This is a genomic window from Xanthomarina sp. F1114 (assembly GCF_026410255.1).
Taxonomy (GTDB): domain Bacteria; phylum Bacteroidota; class Bacteroidia; order Flavobacteriales; family Flavobacteriaceae; genus Xanthomarina.
Window position 1 is genome coordinate 45,859 of record NZ_JAPMLL010000007.1, and the last position, 21,395, is coordinate 67,253.

General features: G+C 33.5%; 13 protein-coding genes and 1 other RNA gene. 7 read left to right on the plus strand and 7 right to left on the minus strand.

Annotated features, from left to right (window positions below):
• Positions 1-94: 94 nt before the first annotated feature.
• From OS188_RS07085 to ffs, 3 genes are all read right to left on the minus strand, one after another.
• Positions 95-4,015, minus strand: coding sequence for a T9SS type B sorting domain-containing protein (locus OS188_RS07085; protein WP_267148130.1), 3,921 nt, complete (start codon positions 4,013-4,015; stop codon positions 95-97).
• A gap of 47 nt (positions 4,016-4,062) precedes the next feature.
• On the minus strand, positions 4,063-4,866 hold the full coding sequence (locus OS188_RS07090; protein ID WP_267148131.1) for an SDR family oxidoreductase: 804 nt from the start codon (positions 4,864-4,866) through the stop codon (positions 4,063-4,065).
• A gap of 259 nt (positions 4,867-5,125) precedes the next feature.
• Positions 5,126-5,224, minus strand: an RNA gene (gene ffs, locus OS188_RS07095) — signal recognition particle sRNA small type.
• 89 nt (positions 5,225-5,313) lie between these two features.
• Here ffs and OS188_RS07100 point away from each other — a divergent pair.
• The 3 genes from OS188_RS07100 (at position 5,314) to OS188_RS07110 (ending at position 8,486) form a co-directional block, all read left to right on the plus strand.
• Positions 5,314-6,345, plus strand: a complete 1,032-nt coding sequence (locus OS188_RS07100; protein WP_267148132.1) for a glutaminyl-peptide cyclotransferase — start codon at positions 5,314-5,316, stop codon at positions 6,343-6,345.
• A 75-nt stretch (positions 6,346-6,420) separates the two neighbouring features.
• Complete coding sequence (locus OS188_RS07105) at positions 6,421-6,849, plus strand: acyl-CoA thioesterase (RefSeq protein ID WP_267148133.1); 429 nt, start codon at positions 6,421-6,423, stop codon at positions 6,847-6,849.
• Positions 6,850-6,935: 86 nt separating this feature from the next.
• Positions 6,936-8,486: a hypothetical protein gene (locus OS188_RS07110; protein WP_267148134.1), complete on the plus strand. Its 1,551-nt coding sequence runs from the start codon at positions 6,936-6,938 to the stop codon at positions 8,484-8,486.
• 175 nt (positions 8,487-8,661) lie between these two features.
• Here the strand turns inward: OS188_RS07110 and glyA are convergent, their stop codons facing one another.
• Positions 8,662-9,933, minus strand: a complete 1,272-nt coding sequence (glyA, locus tag OS188_RS07115; RefSeq protein WP_267148135.1) for a serine hydroxymethyltransferase — start codon at positions 9,931-9,933, stop codon at positions 8,662-8,664.
• 249 nt (positions 9,934-10,182) lie between these two features.
• Here glyA and fahA point away from each other — a divergent pair, with 249 nt between their 5' ends.
• The gene (fahA, locus tag OS188_RS07120) at positions 10,183-11,475 is read left to right on the plus strand and encodes a fumarylacetoacetase (protein ID WP_267148136.1); all 1,293 of its coding nucleotides are present in this window, start codon (positions 10,183-10,185) and stop codon (positions 11,473-11,475) included.
• A gap of 92 nt (positions 11,476-11,567) precedes the next feature.
• Entirely contained in the window at positions 11,568-12,785 is a 1,218-nt protein-coding gene (locus OS188_RS07125) for a TlpA disulfide reductase family protein (protein ID WP_267148231.1), read from the plus strand.
• 89 nt (positions 12,786-12,874) lie between these two features.
• Here OS188_RS07125 and OS188_RS07130 read toward each other — a convergent pair whose 3' ends face one another.
• Both OS188_RS07130 and OS188_RS07135 read right to left on the minus strand, forming a co-directional pair.
• Positions 12,875-13,633, minus strand: a complete 759-nt coding sequence (locus tag OS188_RS07130; protein ID WP_267148137.1) for a hypothetical protein — start codon at positions 13,631-13,633, stop codon at positions 12,875-12,877.
• A 24-nt stretch (positions 13,634-13,657) separates the two neighbouring features.
• Positions 13,658-14,575, minus strand: a complete 918-nt coding sequence (locus OS188_RS07135) for a DMT family transporter (RefSeq protein ID WP_267148138.1) — start codon at positions 14,573-14,575, stop codon at positions 13,658-13,660.
• Between the two features lie 326 nt (positions 14,576-14,901).
• Between OS188_RS07135 and OS188_RS07140 the strand changes: the two genes are divergently transcribed.
• On the plus strand, positions 14,902-17,538 hold the full coding sequence (locus OS188_RS07140; RefSeq protein WP_267148139.1) for a DEAD/DEAH box helicase family protein: 2,637 nt from the start codon (positions 14,902-14,904) through the stop codon (positions 17,536-17,538).
• Between the two features lie 71 nt (positions 17,539-17,609).
• Here the strand turns inward: OS188_RS07140 and recG are convergent, their stop codons facing one another.
• On the minus strand, positions 17,610-19,739 hold the full coding sequence (gene recG, locus OS188_RS07145; protein ID WP_267148140.1) for an ATP-dependent DNA helicase RecG: 2,130 nt from the start codon (positions 19,737-19,739) through the stop codon (positions 17,610-17,612).
• A 114-nt stretch (positions 19,740-19,853) separates the two neighbouring features.
• On the opposite strand from recG, the gene OS188_RS07150 reads away from it, so the two are divergent.
• Complete coding sequence (locus tag OS188_RS07150; RefSeq protein WP_267148141.1) at positions 19,854-21,230, plus strand: peptide-N-glycosidase F-related protein; 1,377 nt, start codon at positions 19,854-19,856, stop codon at positions 21,228-21,230.
• Positions 21,231-21,395 lie beyond the last annotated feature (165 nt).

Consider the following 21,395-nt stretch of genomic DNA (forward strand, 5'->3'; position numbering starts at 1 on the left):
AGTTGTGTTTACTCCGAAATATCGGTTCTACAAAATTACAATTTATAATGCTTTGCTTGTCTTATTAGTTTGCAAAAATCTGTTAAATAAAGTTTTATCTTTTTAAAGTAAAATGAGATTTAAATATTTTTTTAATGTTTGTTATTGGTTCTGTATACTCTATGGTAAACCAATAGTCGCTTGTTGGCAAAGGCTCTCCATTAAAAGTACCATCCCAACCAGAACCTGCAGGACTTATTTGTTTTATAAGTTTGCCGTATCTATTGTAAATAAGAACTTTGGCATTTGGTTGATCTTGCATTCCATATAGATTCCAAGTATCGTTATAACCATCGTTATTCGGGGTAAAGAATTTAGGATAATCTATTACAGTAAGCTCGTAAATTAGCTCGTTACAATTGTATTGATCTCTTACTCGAATATGATGTTCTCCTCCAGATACGTTTTCAAAAGTGGTATTACTCTGCCAAACTCCATAATCCAGACTTATTAAGTAATTACCTTGTCCAACAATAGTTACATCTATTGTATTATTGTTAGTAAACGATTGACTTAGAACTTCGGCAGTTATACTTTCTGGAGGATAGGAGTCTACAACTTCAGTAGTTCCTGGAATTGTACAACCTGTTGAATTGTTTATGGCATTTACCGTATAAAAACCGGCAGTTGTTGGTGTATATGTGGCTTGCGTAGCCCCAACAATTAGGTTGTTGCTATCAGCAAATTCTCCATAATACCATTGAAACGTATATTCTGTTTCGCTTAAATGTGTGTTGATAGGAGGGTTTGGTAAAACGGTTTCTGATACAGGATCTATAACTTGGCTATTAGCATCTAAACAGATAACGTATTTGTTTTCTAGAGCTATTTTAGGAACTGGGTTTACTATTAATTTTAAGGGTATAATTTGAGAGCAATTATTTGAGTTTGGAGTAACTCTAACATAGATTGTCTGATTAACGGGTATCGTATTTGTAAAATCTAAAGGGTTAGTAATGGTATTGTTATTTCCATCTAAAGCATCTTGTTCTTCCACATAATATAATATCTCGAATTCTGTAGCGTCTAAACCATTTAAAATACTGTTTTCCCTTCTGGTTATATCAAAATTATCATAACCATCATTATCAACTTCACATTCTTCAATAGGAGAAGGGTTTAGATTTAAATTAGCATATAGAATGGTGTTTAAAGTTAAGATAGTTTGAGTATAACATCCATATTCATTTGTTCCCACAACCATAATTTCTCTATTTAAAATTGTGTTTAAGTAAGTAGTTGGATTTGTAATAGGGTTGTTGTTATCTATATCTAGTTGAGATTCGTAATAAGCCAGATTTATGGAATTATTATTTCCGGTAATTTCATCCGTTCTAATTGTTAAATTGTATTCAGTTTCTATTTGATAACTACAAATTTCAATTGGAGTAGGTGGATTAAGATTTGGATTAGGATTGATAATTAATTCAAAACTCATATCTGTTGTTAAGCACTCATTTGGATCTTCAACTCCGTTGTTATTATAATCAAATAATGCTCTTACATAAATAGTTCTCGGACTTTGGTTATTTAGATATGGTACAGCAATTGGGTTTGTATTGTTGTTAGCATCTTCCTGACTTTCAAAATAAGAAATCAATAATGGTGTTGTTTGGGCGCCAATTACTTCGTTGTCTTTTGTTGTTAAATCGAAGGTTGCTTCATTAGTATCGCTACAAAGTTCGTAATTAGAAATAGGATTTATCTCTGGCAGAGAATTTACTGTTAAAGTAATATGTTCGCCTAATCCAAGACAAGCGTTTATACTTTCGTTATCTATTCTAACAAATATATTTTGTGTAAACGGAGAGTTTTCGTTTCTAAAATTACTAATATCTGTAATGGCATTTTCTTCTGAAAGTGCATCTGTTATATTTGTATAATAGCTCACTTCAATATTTTGTCCCACTGGAAATAAAGCTTCAATTTGGGCTGTGGCATCGCTAAAGTCGAAAGAGGCAATTCCGTTTCTATCATCACCATCCACTAAATTATCATCGCAAACTACATAATCTAAGTGAAACGAGGCAGGTATTTGAGTTGCTCCAACAACTAAATCTATTCTAGTAATCCTGTTACAACCTTCGGCATTTTCTGATCTTGCGTAGACAACATCGTTAAACGGAATTAGATTTGGATATGTAGTTAAATTTGTAATCTGATCTTCAGTCAACCCGCCCTCAGCAAGAACTTCGGTTTCATAAAAACTAATGTCATAAGATGCATAATTAGCAGAAATTAAACTGTAAGCTTGTGTTAAATTAAATAGAGTTAGTCCGTCTAAATCGTCATCGCATTGCTCTAAAGTAACGTTGTTTGCTGTAATAGGCAAGGCATTAACCTTTAAATCTATATTAGCGGTTCCGTAACAATCTGTATTAATAGTGCTTTCTAATCTTACTACTATTTGTTGTTCGTTTGCAGTAATGTTAGTATATAAAGAAGGAAGAGGAGATGCATTAATATTAGCATCTTCTTGATTTAAATGATATGAAATATTTAGAAATGTACTGTCTTGACCGTTTAACACTTGGGATGAAATTGAATTTAAATCGAATTCAACAAATCCGTTAGTATCATCGCCATCGTCGGTATTGTCACATAATTCATAAAGAACGGGAGTAGCTATTGGTCCACGTGCTACATCTATTAAAAAGCTAGTTGTGTCGAAACAATCAGGGTTTTCATTACTTTCTATTCGTGCAAAAATAGTTTCTTCTTGATATGCTACCTGATTGGTGTAAATATCGCCTAAAGGATTAGTACCAGCATCAGCGTCTGTCTGACTTGCGTAATAGCTTACAGTAAAATTGGTTTCGAGTTGTGTGTCTAAAATAAAATTATTTTGGGACACTAGGTCGAAGTCTGAAATACCATCATTATCGCTGTCGCAGATTATAATATCAGGAATTGGGTTGGCTACTGGACTTGTTGTAAATTCAATAATTACAGAATCGGTTGCGGAACAATTAGTACCATAATCAACAATTACACTATAGGTTCCGTCGTTAGTAACATCTATAGTTGATCCTATCTCTCCAGGAATTTCCATACCATTATAAAACCATGTGTGGTCTGCAGTATTAGGAGGAATTTGGGTGTCTAAAGTTACTGTTTCGTTTGAGCAAGCTGGATTACCGTTATCAATGGTTAAATCTTCTCCAATAACAAGATCAAAATTAAAACTACCTGCTTCAATAAAAATAGCTGAATCCCAAGAAGAATCTCCTTGATCTGCAACCACAAGCTTAATTTCATAGGTTTGATAAGGAGTAACTGTAGCATTTGCTGTTAAGACTCTGGTTTGTCCTCCATAATTGGTATGAGGTAAGTTGTACCCGTCAAAAAACTCAACATTGGCAGGGCAATTATTTGAGTTGTTAATATTAGTAACACTTACAGGCTGTCCATTTGGTAAAACAGCTAAATTGGTATATGTTGTTGTGCCAACTTCTCGTAACAAGAAAGCAAAACTATCTGAAAACAGACACTCATAGAAGTTGTTATACTCTTCAGAAGCCATTATAAAGTTAAAATTAAAATCTGGAGAGGTAGGTACAAAATTAAATTTCACATAAGTTGCATCTTCAGTACCGCTAACGCCTAAGGCTATTTCTAAATCGGTATCTCCAGATATTCCATTCATTTGACTAGGCTCACCTTCTATATTTACGGTGTTGTTTCCAGCCAGATAGGCATTACCTGTGGTTAAAACAATCCCTTCGTCGAAAGCGAATGTGCTTCCTGTTGGTTTTTTAAAATAGCCATAACTTTTTATGCTTGTTTGGTTTGGAGAGCCGTAAGCTTGAGAAGTAAAATTATCTACCTCAGCGCAATCGCCACTAATTAAAACATTTTCTACTAGTTCTTGTAGGCTATAACTAGATTCTGTATGAGCAGCGTTGTTTATATCAATTATTTGGGCATAACCAATACATCCACTTAAAAATATATAGAGGGATAATAATTTTTTCATAATTAGTTTCAGTTCATAATACTTTCACAAAAGCAGTATAAAATAGGTTATAATTTATAATGCTTCAACAATAGTTTTTCATAAGTCTTGTCTGGTAGAATTCTTTTTAATACAATAGAAAACTTTTGCATAAACTCTCCAATTTTATAATGTACCTTTGGGTTGGGTGTATTAATAATTTTAAAAATAGCTTTTGCCATTAATAGAGGATCTTTTCCTTCGTCCACATGAGTGTCCATAAGTTTTAGTGTATTTCCATAAGACGTTTTGTATGGCGAACCCTCTAAAATAGGGGCGTGGTACCGTCCGGAAGCTATATTAGTGGCGAAATCGCCGGGAGCTACGTTCGTCATTTTAATATTAAAGTCTTTTAGCTCCATTCTAAAAGCTTCGGTAACAAGCTCAAAAGCACCTTTACTTGCGCTATAAATACCTCTATAAGGTAAGCCCATATAACCTGCAATAGACGTAATATTTATAATTAACCCAGAACCATGAGCACGCATACTAGGTAAAACAGCCTTAATAACATTGATTGGGCCAAATAAATTGGTTTCAAAGTTGTTTTTTATCTCGGCTTCTGGAATCTCTTCAATGGGACCTGTTATACCAACCCCAGCATTGTTAATTAATACATCTATATGTCCTTCTTTAGAAAGAACTGCCTTGATGGCCTCTGTAATGGTATTATTTTTTGTAACATCTAACCCAACAATAGGGAACTTACTTTCAGGATATTTTTCGGGCGATCTGCTTGTTCCATAGACAATAAACCCTTTTTGAATAAGAAACTCACCAACAGATTTTCCTATTCCAGAAGACCCACCTGTAATCAAAACAACTTTAGACATAGCGATAAAGGTATAATAAAAATGTAAAAATAAAAATGAATTGTAGAAAGTAGATATAAAAAGAAAAAGAAATGAGAGTAGATAGCTCAAATCTAAATTTCTTAAAGGTTGTTTGAGAAAACTGAAAATAAAATATACTGGAAATATCTTAATTAAAAAGAAGAGCTAAAATTTAACGTACTTAGCGTTGCGAAAGGTCCGTAAACTAAAAAAATCTTGATTCGCCATAGCTTTCAAGATTTGAATATATTCCAAAAAAAAAGGGCAAGCTACCTACATCACACCGCTACGACCGTTTACCTTTGCTGCGTTCCCGCCCTGGAGGATTCAACAGGAGCTGGTTGTGTAGGACTTGCCCGCTGCAAAGATACAATCTTTTAAATTTAACGCAATGATTTTTTAAACTGAATTTTAATAAATAACTTGCCCCAAAATTATAAAGTTAAAATGAAGACATTTAAATATCTTACAATCATATTTTTAGGTAGTTTTTTACTCTCTTGTGGAAGTAATTCGGCACAGAAAAAAAATGAAATTTCAATCAAAATTAATGCAGAAGGTCATGCTTTAGCCGTAGATAAAACCTTAAAATTAGCTATTTCTAATCCTAAAAATCACGAAATCTCTTCGGTAGAATTTAAAATTGAAGGAAAACCAGTTACAGATGAAGTAGATTTAAGTAAATATAAGTTAGGAGATCATCTTGTTGAAGCCAGTTTTAATTTGGGAGGAACTACTGAAACAATTTCCCAAAAAATCACTATTTTAAACAATAAAACTCCTAAAGTGTATTCGTATAAAATTATAAACGAGTATCCGCATGATATTACCTCTTATACTCAAGGTTTGGAGTTTTATAAAGGCGAACTTTATGAAAGTACAGGACAATATGGAGAATCGAAACTTAGAAAAGTTGATTATAAAACAGGAAAGGTTCTAAAAAACATCGATTTAGCCGATGCGTATTTTGGAGAAGGTCTTACCATTTTAAATGATAAAATATACCAGCTTACATGGAAGAGTGGGACCGGACTTGTTTACGATGTAAATTCTTTTGAAAGAACGGGAAGTTTTAAATACGGTAATAGTAAAGAAGGATGGGGGATTTGTAACGACGGGAAGTTGCTATATAAAAGTGATGGTACTGAAAAAATATGGACACTTAATCCAGAAACACTAATGGAAGAAAGCTATATTCAAGCTTACCATAGTAAAGGAAAAGTTGTAGAATTAAACGAACTGGAATGGGTAGATGGTAAAATTTATGCCAATCGCTACAACAAAAATGGTGTTGCAATTATTAATCCTGTAAATGGTGCCGTAGAAGGAGTAATTGATTTTACACCTTTAAGAAAAAAAGTCTCTCAACATCCAAAACTAGATGTATTAAATGGGATTGCTTATAACCCTGACACCAAAACATTTTTTATAACAGGAAAACGATGGGATAAACTGTTTGAGGTAGAGATTGTGGAATAGTAGAAAATATTATTGTACTACAGATAAGAAACCATAGAAAAGAAATAGACATAGATAATTGACTTAAGAATATAAATGAGTCTTATTCTCACTTCTAAAAAACAAAAATTTATATTGAAAACTCACGAAATATTTTTGACGGTATCCAAAGACGATTTAGACGAGCTAAACCACGTTAATAACGTGCGTTATGTACATTGGGTTCAAGAAGTAGCCAAGGATCATTGGTTGACTTTTGCTTCCGAAGAAATTAGAAATGCAAATTTTTGGGTCATGCTAACACATTGTATAGAATATAAACGCCCAGCATTTTTAGACGATGAAATTAAACTTAAAACTTATATCACAAATTCTGAAGGAGTTACTTGTACAAGAATAGTTGAAATAATAAATAATAATACCAATAAACTCCTGGCAAAATCAGAAACTACCTGGTGTTTTATGAGTTCCAAGACTTTAAAGCCAGCAAGAATTACTGATGAGGTTTTTGAAATATTTTACTAAATTCTAATATTCATACGAATTCATCAAATCAAAAGTTATATTTTTACCAAGTACATATTGCAGCAATAATAATTGATTACTAAAAAATGAAGCAAGCCTTTTATTTTATTCTTTGTTTAAGCGTCTTAATTTCTACTAATTCTTGTAGAAAAGATTTAGATTTTGGACCTAGTACCGGAAGTTTAGAATTTTCTAAAGATACTGTTTATCTGGATACTGTTTTTACAAACATAGGATCTAGCACATACAACCTTAAAGTATATAATAAAAGCAGTAACGATATTAGTATTCCTTCTATTAGATTGGCTTTAGGTGAAAATTCTGAGTACCGTTTAAATGTAGATGGTATGCCAGGAAAAGTATTTGAGAATGTAGAGATTCTTGCCAAAGATAGTATGTTTGTTTTTATTGAAACAACTATAGATATCAATAACTTACCAAGTTTAAATGAGGAGTTTTTATATACAGATAAAATTGAATTCGATTCTGGTGGTAACCTTCAATCGGTTGAATTGGTTACTCTGGTTAAGGACGCTGTATTTATTTATCCCGATAAAGACAATACCACAGGAGTTGTAGAAACTCTAACCTTAAATATTGGAGGAGAAGTGGTAGAAACTGAAATTCAAGGTCGCTATTTATTGCCAAGCGAACTCACGTTTACCAATCAGAAGCCATATGTTATTTATGGTTATGCTGCTGTTCCAAATAACGAAACCTTAACTGTGGAAGCTGGTGCTCGTGTACATTTCCATGCCAATTCCGGACTTTTAGTTTCAGAAGGAGCTAGTTTACAGGTTGATGGAGCTTTAAGTTCGGATCCGGATTTGTTAGAAAATGAAGTTGTTTTTGAAGGAGATAGATTAGAACCAATTTTTTCTGATGTTCCCGGACAATGGGGAACCATTTGGTTGTTGGATGGAAGCGTGAATAATAATATTAATTATGCCACTATTAAAAATGGCGCTGTAGGGATTTTATGCGAAGGAAATCCGAATGAAGTAAACAATAAATTAACCATAACAAATTCCCAAATTTACAATTCTAGTAATTTCGGAATTCTAGGAAGAAGAACTTCCATTCTTGCTGAAAATCTGGTGATAAATAATTCCGGACAAACGAGTTTTGCTGCCACCTATGGCGGTAAATATAATGTAACACATAGTACCATTGCAAACTATTGGAATAACAGCTTTAGGCAATTTCCAGCCTTGTTAGTGAACAACTTTTTTGACACAGCAGACACGAGATATGTCACAGATTTAATAGAAGCTAATTTTAATAACTGCATTATTTACGGAAACGACAATCCAGAATTCATCTTGGATGAGATTGAAGATCCTAACGTGGTTTTTAATTTTAAGTTTACCAATTGCTTGTTGAGGTTTCAAGACAACTACGATAATTTTACGGGACCTAATTACGACTTTAATAATCCTGCCTTATACGAATTGAACGTTTTTAATCAAAATCCAGACTTTAAGGATACAGATAAAAATCAAATGATTATTGGAAACGATTCTAAAGCAAATGGTATAGGAAATACAAGTTTCGCAGGACAAGTGCCAAACGATATTTTAGGGATAAGCAGAACGGCTTCTCCAGATGCCGGAGCTTATCAGCACACAAGTTTATAGAATTTTTTGTCGTTCAGACAATAGGAGGAATCTATAGTATTATATGTTTTTATAAGAGATTCTTCGCTTCGATTAGAAAGACAGGGCTCTGAATGAGAATACTAAATGACAGAAATACACATAAAAAAAACCCGCTTTTAAAGCGGGTTTTTCATTTTTGTATAAATTACTTAGCTTAAGCAAACAAAGGCAAGCCACTCATCATGGCATTTACTTTTCCCGCAATAGCTTCTAGTTTAGTTTGGTCTTCATAGTTTGTAAGCGCTTCGTCAATTAAAGCTACAATACCTTCCATGTCATTTTCTTTTAAACCTCTAGTTGTAATCGCCGGAGTTCCAATTCTAATTCCAGAAGTAACAAATGGCGACTTGTCATCAAAAGGAACCATATTTTTATTTACTGTAATATCTGCTTTTACCAATGCTTGTTCAGCATCTTTTCCGGTTAAGTTTTTATTTCTTAAATCAATTAACATCATGTGGTTATCTGTTCCGCCAGAAATAATATGATAATCTCTATCTAAAAACGCTTTAGCCATGGCTTGAGCGTTTTTCTTAACCTGTAACATATAATGTAAAAACTCATCAGATAAAGCTTCGCCAAAAGCAATGGCTTTAGCTGCAATAATATGCTCTAAAGGTCCTCCTTGGTTTCCAGGGAAAACAGCAGAATCTAATAAGGAAGACATTTTGCGTAAGTTTCCGTTTTTAAGTTTTAAACCAAAGGGGTTATCAAAATCTTGTCCCATCATAATCATTCCTCCTCTTGGTCCACGTAAGGTTTTATGAGTTGTAGTTGTTACAATGTGGCAATGTGGAAGTGGGTCGCTTAAAATGCCTTTAGCAATCATCCCTGCAGGATGAGCAATATCGGCCATTAATAATGCACCTACACTATCTGCTATTTCTCTAAAACGTTTAAAATCCATGTCTCTTGAGTAGGCAGAAGCTCCAGCAATAATTAATTTTGGTTTTTCTTTTTCGGCCATTTCAGCTACATGATCGTAATCAATAAGTTCCGTATCTTTTTTTACACCATAAAAAACAGGATTGTATAATTTACCCGAAAAATTTACGGGAGAACCGTGAGTTAAATGTCCTCCATGCGATAAATCGAAACCAAGAATCTTATCTCCTGGCTTTAAGCATGCAGCAAAAACAGCTGTATTTGCCTGACTTCCAGAGTGAGGTTGTACGTTTACATAAGCTGCATTAAATAAAGTTTTTGCTCTATCTATGGCCAATTGCTCTACTTCGTCAACAACTTCACAGCCTCCATAATAGCGTTTACCTGGGTAACCTTCTGCATATTTATTTGTTAAAACAGAACCGGCAGCCTCCATAACCTGGTTGCTTACAAAGTTTTCTGAAGCAATTAATTCTAGGCCTTCAAGTTGTCTGTTTTTTTCAGCTTCGATTAATTCGAAGATTTGTTCGTCGCGTTGCATAATTTTATTTGTTTTTTATTTCAATAAAGCCCAAGTGGGTTTTATTGAAAATCTTGTTATCGTTAAAATCATGTCAAAAATAGCAAATAGATTAGTTTAAATCATCAAAAAACATATATTTACTTCGCTTTTAATATTTCATTAACGATTGAAAGCAAAACCACATTTTTTCTTAATTATTAGTATTAAAATAAAAAGTTATGTAGGTTTGAATAGATTTTTAACATTATAAATAAACTCACAATGGTTATGCCAATATCAGCTAACAATCCAGATAGAAGATCGTGGTTACACGTAGATAAAAATTCAGATTTTCCAATTCAAAACATTCCATTTGGCGTGTTTCTTACCCGAGACGATATTATTACAATAGGAACTCGAATAGGAGATACAGCTATCGATTTAGGAGCCTTACATCAATTGGGCTATTTTGATGGAATTCCGTTAACCGACGATATCTTTCTTCAAGATACCTTAAACGATTTTATTGCAGATGGAAGAAAAACATGGCGATTAGTTAGAAATAGAATTGCTGAAATTTTCGATGCAGAAAACGGCGAATTAAAAAACAACTTAAAACATAAGGAAATTGTTCTGTTTCGTTTAGATGAAATTGAAATGCAATTACCGGTGCAAATTGGAGATTATACTGACTTTTACTCAAGTATAGAACATGCAACTAATGTGGGGACCATGTTTCGCGATCCAGAAAACGCTTTAATGCCAAACTGGCTACACATTCCTGTAGGATACCACGGAAGAAGTAGTTCTATTATTCCTTCGGGAATTCCGGTTCACAGACCACAAGGACAAACCCTTCCTGCAGGAAGTGACACCCCTGTTTTTGGGCCTTCAAAATTAGTGGATTTTGAATTAGAAATGGCTTTTATTACTACAGATGCTAACGATTTAGGAGAACCAATTCCAATTGAAGAGGCTGAAGAATATATTTTTGGACTTGTATTGTTCAACGATTGGTCTGCCAGAGATATCCAAAAATGGGAATATGTGCCTTTAGGACCCTTCTTAGCAAAAAGTTTTGCTTCGTCTATTTCTCCATGGATAGTAACTTTAGATGCTTTAGAGCCTTATCGTGTAGAAGGACCTAAGCCTTTAAAACCACAACTGCCATATTTACAATATAAAGGAAAGAAAAGCTACGATATTAACTTGGAAGTAGCCTTAAAGCCTAAGGCAGCAAAAGAGACGGTTATAAGTCATTCTAATTTTAAATATATGTATTGGAATATGGTGCAGCAGTTAACGCATCATACCGTTAATGGATGTCCAATTAATTCTGGTGATATGATGGGTTCTGGAACTATTTCTGGTCCAACGCCAGATTCTTACGGATCTATGCTGGAATTATCATGGAGAGGAGAGAAGCCTATTAAACTTCAAGACGGTACTGAACGTAAATTTGTAAACGATTACGATACGGTGATTATGAGAGGTCATTGCGAAAAAGATGGCACCAGAATAGGTTTTGGTGAAGTCTCTACCCAATTGCTTCCCATATTTAACCCGAAGAAAACTAAATAAAGATGAAGCGACCAACTGGTCGCTTTTTTTTATCACAGGAAGGGACCATTCAGAACGTAAGCGAAGAATCAATTCCATTAAATAATTTTAGAATGAAAGTATATAGCCTACTTGTTGCACTTGTTATTTTGGTTTCTTGTAAATCTGAAAACGAACAGAACAAAACTTTAAAAACAGGAACCTACAAAGCGCTGTTGGAAGTAAACGACAGTATCGACATGCCTTTTATTTTTGAAGTTATAACCAAAAATGAAATCCAAATCTTTAATGCAGAAGAAGTTATTAAAGTGGATGAAATAAAATATAAAAACGATTCTGTTTTTATAAGTCCTCCAGTTTTTGAGGGTTATATAGCTGCAAAAATTTCAGAAACGGGTTTAGAAGGAAGTTATAATAAAGACGATTTAAACCGAAGTGTTCCTTTTAGAGCTATTTATGGAGAAACGCAACGTTTTGAGGTTACAAATAAACCAGAAACAGATGTCTCTGGAAATTGGGAAACTACCTTTAGTCCTAACTCAGAAACCGATAAGTATATTGCAAAAGGCATCTTTAAACAAGAAAAAAATAAAGTAACTGGAACCTTTAGAACAGCAACTGGAGACTATAGGTATTTAGAGGGGATTGTAGAAGACAATCAATTAAAGCTCTCAACTTTCGATGGAGCTCATGCGTATTTGTTTCTTGCAACGGTTACAGACAGTACAATGCAAGGCATGTTCTACTCTGGAAACCACTATAAAGAGCCTTTTACGGCAAAACGTAACGATGCATTCGAATTACCTGATGCTAATAATTTAACCTATTTAAAAGAAGGCTTTGAGCAAGTGGCTTTCTCTTTTCCGGATGAAAACGGGAGTCTGGTTTCTTTGGAAGACGCACGTTTTAAAAATAAAGTAGTCTTGGTTCAAATTATGGGAACCTGGTGTCCAAATTGTTTGGATGAAAGTAAATACTTTACAGAATTTTACAAAAACAACAGAGACAAAGATTTTGAAATTATAGGCTTGGCATTTGAATATACAGATACCGAAGAAAAGGCTTTTGCAAACATAAAAAGATTAAAAAACCGATTAAATATTGATTACCCAATCTTATTGGCTCAATATGGAAGTTCTAGTAAAGTATCTGCCCAAGAAAAATTACCTATGTTAAATCAGGTGTTGAGTTACCCGACCACCATTTTTATTGATAAAACTGGAAAGGTTCGTAAAATACATACAGGGTTTAATGGACCAGCTACTGGCGAAAAATATACAGAATTCACAAAGGAATTTGAAAACTTTGTAGAGCAGTTATTACAAGAGTAAGACTTTAAGCAACCTAATATTCTTTAAATAAGCTTTTGAATTAATTAGAAGCAATCTTGTCAAAATTTAGAAACTAAACAGCAATGCATTTATTTTTTTGTGGTGTTTGTTAGCTCTTTGTATGTTTTTTCATTTCTATTAATGGTCTTCTTATTTCTTTTTTGGTCGATAAATGCAATAACTTCATTAATTATTTTATCAGTGATTTCTTGCTTAGCTGACTTTTTATTGTCGTAAATTAAAAACTCATCTTTTATAGTAAATGTACTAGAAATAAACCCTCTCACCATATGTGCATAATAATTATGAAAAATTAATACCTCATCCTCATCATTTTTTAGCTGGATTGTGTAGAGATTTGTTTCCTTTGCAGCACTGGGAAGATTAATGTTTAATATGCCAGATTTCGGTTTGTTAATATTGATGGAAACCGTATTTTCTGTTGAATTAAACTTAGGAAATTCAATATTATTAACAACTATGTTTTCAAATTCTCCATTATATGGCTTTTGGTAAGTTAATATAATGCTATCGCTCTTTATGTTGTTTGTTGTGCCATAAACATTGAATTCTTGCATCAGTTTTTTATCTGGTTGAAAAGTTAATAAACCATCTTTTTCAATATTATATTCTCCATAAATTTTCAAGTCTATATTCCCAAAAGACGCGTAGTAAAAGAATGTTTTGTTTTCTAAAAGATAAATTCCTGAGGCAACTTCAAAACTTGGTAAGTTGTAATATCCTTGTGTCTCTTTGTATTCATTTTGAGCCAAAGCCGTGGTGGTAAATAAAACAATACAGATTAAGATATATTCAGACTTAAGTTTCACTCTTTTTATTCTTCCCATAATTCAGTTAATATTATTAGTTATTTAAAGCTTCTTTCTGTTAGACATTTGTGTCATAAACACGCCTAAGATTACTAAAATCCCACCAATTATTTGATAATGATGTAGTGTTTCACCTAGAAATACTACACCTCCTAATATTGTGATTATTGGACTTAAATTATTGAATACGGCAATTTGAGAAGCAGGAATTTTGCTTAAGGCAAAATTTGTTAAAAAAGAGGTTACTACGGAGGATAATACTCCTAAGTATAACACAGTCCAAAGAAACTCCTTTTGTTTTAATGGTCTATAAAAATCGTTTATTGTGCCGGTTTGAAAATGATCGATAATACTCCAGGTATTAAAAGCTATAAATGCTAAAAGTGTCATCCATACCGTAATTTCTAAAGTAGAAAACTCCAAACTAATTTTTTTACCTAAAGTGTAATAAACTACAACAGAAAAAACTGATAATAGTAGTAGGACAACTCCTTTAAACGAACCGCTTTCAGAAAGACTGCCCGTACGGTAAATAATGTAGGCAATACCTGCAACGGATAATGTAATTCCTAGTTTTTGTATAAGAGTTGTTTTTTCCTTTAGAAAAACACCAGCAACAACTAAGGTGATTATTGGTACTGTTGCGAAAATAATGCCTGCTTCGCTTGCTGTGCTGTATTCCATACCGAAAGTCTGGAATGCAAAAAATAATAAGGGATAAAACAAGGAAAGTAACAGTAACGATTTTACTTTAGACCAACTAAAAGGAGATAATTTTATAAAACCAAAAACCCATAAAACACCAATTGAAAGCGCTCCAGCTGTAAAACGATGTGCTAATAAGTCCATAGGACTAGCATATCTTAGTCCTATTTTGACAAAAATGAATGACAAACCTATTATGGCTGTCATGAAAATTAAGCCAATATAGGCTAGCTTTTGTTCAGAAATATTTGACATAAACTTTGTTTTCTGGGGATAGGTTTTGCTCTTGTGTACCTCTTTTTTATAGATGATGCCTAAATACGGACAACTCATTATATAATATCAAATATAGTTAATAAGTGCATAGAACAGCGTTGTGTGGCTTTTATATTTGAATAAGTTTCAGTGTTTGCTTATAGGTTTCTAGAAGCATTTTAGCACAGTCAGCTCGAATATTTTCTTAAGAAATTTTTTAATTTTATTTGTTTTCCCAACTCCGTAATTTTTTAAATATAAAACATGGTGGCAAATTGCTTATATTCCAAATTAACAATAGATTTGACTTTCATAAACTTTTTTCTTTGCCTAAAAATCTTTTTATAGACCTGCAGTTCGTATTTCCTTGGAGAACCTATCAAGAGAATTTTTTAAATAATTTCTCTGCTCATATCTCGGACAACCACTTTCATGTTATTGCGCCTCCCGGATCGGGAAAAACAGTATTAGGATTAGAAATAGTAAAAAGAATTGGAAAAAAAACGTTAATACTCGCACCCAACTTAACCATAAGAAACCAATGGGAAGATAGATTACAAAACTTTTTTGTAAAAGGGGAAATTTTTAAACCGGTTTCATTTGATATTAGAGCATTATCCGATATCAACTTTTCAACCTATCAATCATTACATAGCTTTTATAAGTCTTTTGAGGATAAAGCCGAGTATTTTAAATACTTTAAAGATCATGACATAGAAACTATTGTGTTAGACGAAGCCCATCATTTAAAAAACACCTGGTGGACTTGTCTTTACGAACTTAAATCGAGCTCTTTGTACACTATGGTAGCTCTAACAGCAACACCTCCTTACGATAGTGGGTCTGCAGAAATTAGTAAATACTTCCAATTGTGTGGAGAAATAGACGATGAAATTGCAACTCCAGATTTGGTGAAAGAAGGAAATCTGTGTCCACATCAAGACTTTGTGTATTTGTCTAAACCTAGTGACTTAGAAATTAATTACATATTTAATTTTAGACAGAAAATAGTTCGTTTTATTAACGATTTGAAAACGGATCAAGAGTTTAAGCTGTTTTTAAAGAGGCATCGCTTTTACAGAAATACCACAGGAGTTATTGATGAAATTTATAGTAATCCGGAATTCTTTTCTGCCATAATTATTTTTTTAAAAACCAGTGGCGAAGAAATTCCATTTGAAAAACTGGCTGTTTTAGGTTTTGAAAAAAAAGATAAAATTGAAATCCCTCCGTTAACTAACAATTGGGTTGAGTTATTATTACAGAACATAATTGACGATAAGCTTAATTTACTTGATTACGAAGATAAGCTTCCTGATTTAGAAAAAACACTTCGGAAATTAAACGTTTTAGATACACATAAAGTCAATCTTATCGGAAATAACCGTATTTACAAATCGTTGTTTAGCAGTCCGAGTAAATTACGAAGTATTGTAAAAATCATTGCTCATGAGTCTCATAATCTTGGAAATCAGTTGCAAAGTGTAATACTTACAGATTATATACGGAAGGAGTTTTTAAATTCAGCTGAAAACGCAATAAAGAATATAAACAAACTAGGGGTTGTTCCTATTTTTCAAAACCTGCGCATTTCTATAGAAGATAAAAAAATGCTTGCAGTTCTTTCCGGAAGCTTAGTTATTATTCATGCAGCTTTATTAGCCGATTTCTATTTCTATGAAAAAGAAAAGGATTACAAAATAACACCCCTTGAATGTGATGGAGAATACGTTATTGTTGAAGAAAAAACAAACTCAAAAAAAAGTTTAGTTGGCGCTATAACGAGGTTGTTTGAGTCAGGAAAATTAAAAATTTTAGTCGGTACAAAATCTTTACTAGGCGAAGGTTGGGATGCGCCAGCAATAAACACTTTAATTTTAGCATCTTTTGTGGGCTCGTTTGTTACTTCAAATCAAATGAGAGGGAGGGCCATTAGATCGCAAATTGGAAATCCATCAAAAACCGGCAATATATGGCATTTAGCATGTGTTGATCCAACTACAGATAATGGAGGTAGAGATTTAGAGATACTTAAACGTAGATTTGATGCCTTTTTAGGAATATCAAATACAGAAGAGAACTATATTTCTAATGGGTTTGAGCGCTTGGGAATCCCCGAAACCATAAAGCTTGAAGATGTAGATATTATAAATAGACAAACCTTAGTGGACTCAAGCAAAAGAAGTATTATTTCTAATAAATGGGAAAAAGCCATTTTTCAAGGCAGTCAATTGGGGAGAGAAGTAAATTATCATTTTCAAGGAAAGAAGCCTTATCCCATTCAAAAGAAAATCTATTATAACGATGCTGTAAAGTACACAATGGTTGAGCTCACCATTACGCTGTTGGTTTTTTTACCCGAATTCTTTGTAAAAAACTTCAATATATTATTCAGCAAAGGAATTATTTATTTTATGTACTCTCTACTAGGGTTTTTAGGGCTAAACTTTGGTGTAAAAGCGTATAAAGCCATTCAGCTGTATTTGCGTTATGGTATGATACATAAGGATATTGAAAAAATGGCACATGCCATTCTCGATACTTTATTAGAATTACAGCATATAACTTCAGATAAATCCCAAATAAAAATAGAAACAGAACTTTTAGAACGTGGCGATGTTATTTGTTCCATTAAAGGAGCTAATCAGATTGAAAGTAAGCTTTTTATTAATGCTTTAGAAGAGTTATTGCAGCCAATTGGAAATCCACGTTATATTATAGTAAAAGACATTTGGTATCGGAAGAAATTAGATATTCAAAATTATTTTCCAGTACCTAAACTGTTTGGTGATAACAAAGAAAGAAGCGATGTTTTTCTAAAGCATTGGAAAAACTATATGGGTAAATCAAAAATGTTTTATACAAGGCATTTAGAAGGAAGAAAAATTTTAGTAAAAGCCAGGTTATTTCATATTAGTGGAGCCAAAGAAGAAGTTACTAAAAAGTCAATTATCTGGAAGTAATTGAATGGTGAATAGTTATGTAAAAAATTAGATGATTGTGAAAGTCTTATAACAACTTACAATACTGAGCACTAGCTTATATAATTCCAAATGTTTTTATACTTTCCAAGCTGTTTATAGGTGTATAAGATGGTTTTATTTTCTGGAGAAACTAACCTGGGATCCTTTTGAAGCACTTTTTTCGCATAATATCTAGCAGACTGAAGAATGTCTTTGTCTTTGAGTAAATCGGCTATCTTTAGGTTTAAAACACCACTTTGCTGGGTTCCCATAATGTCTCCTGGACCACGAAGGTTTAAATCTACTTCAGCAATTTCAAAACCATCGTTAGTTCTACACATAGTTTCAATGCGTTTTTTGCTATTACTGCTTAATTTATGGCTAGTCATAAGAATACAGTAGCTTTGCTCGGCACCACGTCCAACGCGACCACGCAATTGATGTAACTGAGATAAACCAAAACGTTCGGCACTTTCTATAATCATAACTGAAGCATTTGGAACGTTTACCCCAACTTCAATAACGGTTGTGGCAACCATAATATTAGTTTCGCCTTTAATAAAGCGTTGCATTTCGTAATCCTTATCTGCTGGTTTCATTTTTCCGTGTACAATAGAAATTTGATAAGTAGGAGCAGGAAAGTCTCTAACAATACTTTCATAGCCATCCATTAAATCTTTATAATCCATATTTTCACTTTCTTGGATTAAAGGATAAACGATATAAATTTGACGGCCTTTATCAATTTCATCTCTAATAAATCTGAAGACTTTTAGTCGGTTCGTATCGTATCTGTGAACCGTTTTTATAGCTTGTCTTCCAGGTGGCAATTCGTCGATTACAGAGATGTCTAAATCGCCATAAACAGACATGGCTAAAGTTCTTGGAATAGGGGTAGCAGTCATCACTAAAATGTGAGGTGGAGTTGCACTAGAACTTGTTTCGTTTTGGGAAGATTTAGGAGGCCCCTTCTTCCATAATTTACTTCTTTGTTCGACACCAAATCTGTGCTGCTCATCAATAATTGCCAGTCCTAAATTCTTGAATTTAACCTTATCTTCAAGCAAGGCATGTGTCCCTATTAAGATGTCTAATTCGCCATTTTCTAGAGATTTATGAATTTCTTTTCTTTCTGAAGTATTACTTGAGCCGGTAAGTAGTTTCATACTGATATTCAATTTATTAGATAGCTCAAGTAATCCGTTGTAGTGCTGGACTGACAAAATTTCAGTCGGCGCCATTAAACAGGCTTGAAATCCGTTGTCAAGTGCCATTAACATTGACATAAATGCTACAATGGTCTTTCCGGAGCCTACATCGCCTTGCAAAAGTCGGTTCATTTGCGCGTTACTCCCTAAATCTTGTCTAATTTCTTTCAGTACGCGTTTCTGTGCATTGGTTAATTCGAAGGGTAAATGCTCCTTGTAAAAAGTAATAAAATAGGTTCCAACTTGCGTAAAGGGCAAGCCTTTAATTTTCGATTTATGGATTAAATTTTTAAGAATTAATTGCAGTTGAATATAAAACAATTCTTCAAATTTTAATCGGAATTGTGCCTGTGCTAAAAGCGCTTGGTTTTTTGGAAAATGAATGTTTAAAACAGCTTCAGATTTAGAGAGTAATTTTAGTTCAGATATTATATTTGGAGAAAGAGATTCTACAAAACGCCCTTTAGTTTCAAGAAACAATTGTTGCATGATTTTATTAATCACCCGGTTGGTAATTCCTCGATTTGCATGTTTTTCCGTAGAAGGATAAATGGGTTGCATGGCAGAACGTAAATTCTTTTCATGGTCTTCCTTAAGTTCCATATCCGGATGTGGCATACTAAAAACACCATTAAACCAATTCACTTTTCCAAAAATAACATAAGGTTTATTAAGTTTTAGGTTTTCACGAATCCATTTCTGACCTCGAAACCAAATTAGTTCCATTGTACCGGTATCGTCTTTAAAGGTTGCAACCAGGCGTTTTCCTCGTTTTTGTGCAACTTCTTTTATGTTTATAATTTGACCAACTATTTGTACTTCGGCATTATTCCGTTGTAGCTGGTGGATTTTATAATATTGCGTTCTATCTAAATATCTGTTTGGAAATAAATTAATTAAATCTTGATAGGTGTGAATGCCTAATTCTTTCCTGAGTAAATCGGCTCGATTTGGACCTACACCTTTTAAATAGTCTATTGGGGTTTGTAGCATGGTTTGCTAAAAGTGAAATGTTTTCTGTAAAATTAAATCTAAATTACAAGTTTATAGAATAAAAAACTAATATTTTGTATCTTGTTACTTTAACTAACCAAACCAAATAACCATATGAAATTTACCTCAAAAATTAAAGCTCTATCTATGATGGCGCTAGTGTTCACTTTGTTTTATTGCAGTAGTGACGATCAGTCAAATACTCCAGAGCCTATTCCAGAATCAGAATTAGTTTTAACTGGAACTGTATCAGATTTTGGCGATACAGACGTTTTAAGTTTTTCCAGTTCTCAATCTGTTGAGATAAAAGGAATGTATTTAACTGCTAATGTGCTGGTTGAAGCGAGTGATAATTTTCAAGTTTCTCTTGATGATGCTACTTTCTCAAGCAGTGTTTCTATCACTAAAACTGACGCTAATTCTGGAAATAAAACTGTTTATGTGCGTTTTGCTCCTGCAGAAACTGCAGTAGGTGCAATTAATGGAACTGTATTGTTTAAAAGTACAGGCGCAAATTCAAAAACTCTTAATTTATCCGGTACAGGCCTTGTTGTTGGTCCGGAAATTTATAACTACCAAACCTTTGTAGGAGAGAGGTTGGCTTTTGGTGGCGGGTTTGATCAATCGAACACTCAGACGTTTAATTTACATGACGATTTAACAGATATAGAAACAATTAAAATGTATGTGAAGTTACGATGTCCTTCTGGTGGTTGCGACGAATGGGATGTATATGCTAATGTAAAAGTATTGGATACAGAGTCCGGAGAACTTTATGAATTAGGAAGATATATTACGCCTTATTGGAACGATAATAGTCAGTTAGATCGCGGATTTGAATTTGATGTTACTGACTTTAAGTCCTTGTTAACCGGAGCTGTAGAATTGCGAATTAGAACCGAATGTTGGAACTCGAAAGGGTATGAGATTTCAGTAGATTTCGATTATATTGAAGGAACTCCAGATTATCCGTATTACGCCGTATCTAGAGTAATAGCTTACGACGACTGGTCCTCTTCTGGCGTGCCTTACGGAGTGACTCATAACTTCGATTTAGGTAAAACTGTCATTATCCCTGGAAATGCAGAAAGTACACATTTGAGAACTATTATTTCTGGATGGGGACATGCAACCCCTAATGATCCAGGAGGTAGAGGCTGTGCCGAATGGTGTTATAGAACTCATAATATTGTTATTAACGGAGCAAATACATTCGAACATTATATGGGGCCTATTGGCTGTGCTTCAAACCCTGTAAGTAATCAGAGCCCGGGAAATTGGCAACCTGATAGAGCTGGGTGGTGTCCAGGAATGGAGGTGCCAGTTCGTAAGGATCAATTTGGTTCGTCTATGGCCGGAACTAGTTTTGTTTTTGAGTACGATTATGAAGATTGGGTTAATAATGGGGGTAATGGAGATGCTTATTACGCAACATCTACTTTTGTTGTTGTTAAAAGTAATACGCCAATTAGTAAACCAACTGTAAATTAAGAACTTAGTTTAAACTTTATAAAAATGAGGCACGTTATTAGTTAACGTGCTTTTTTTTTGAATCAAGGTTTATTATCTTCAACATATAAAATACTATGATTGAACGGTTATTTAAGTAGCCTCAGTGTCAAAATTAACCTATAGTGTTTTTAATAGTGTAATATT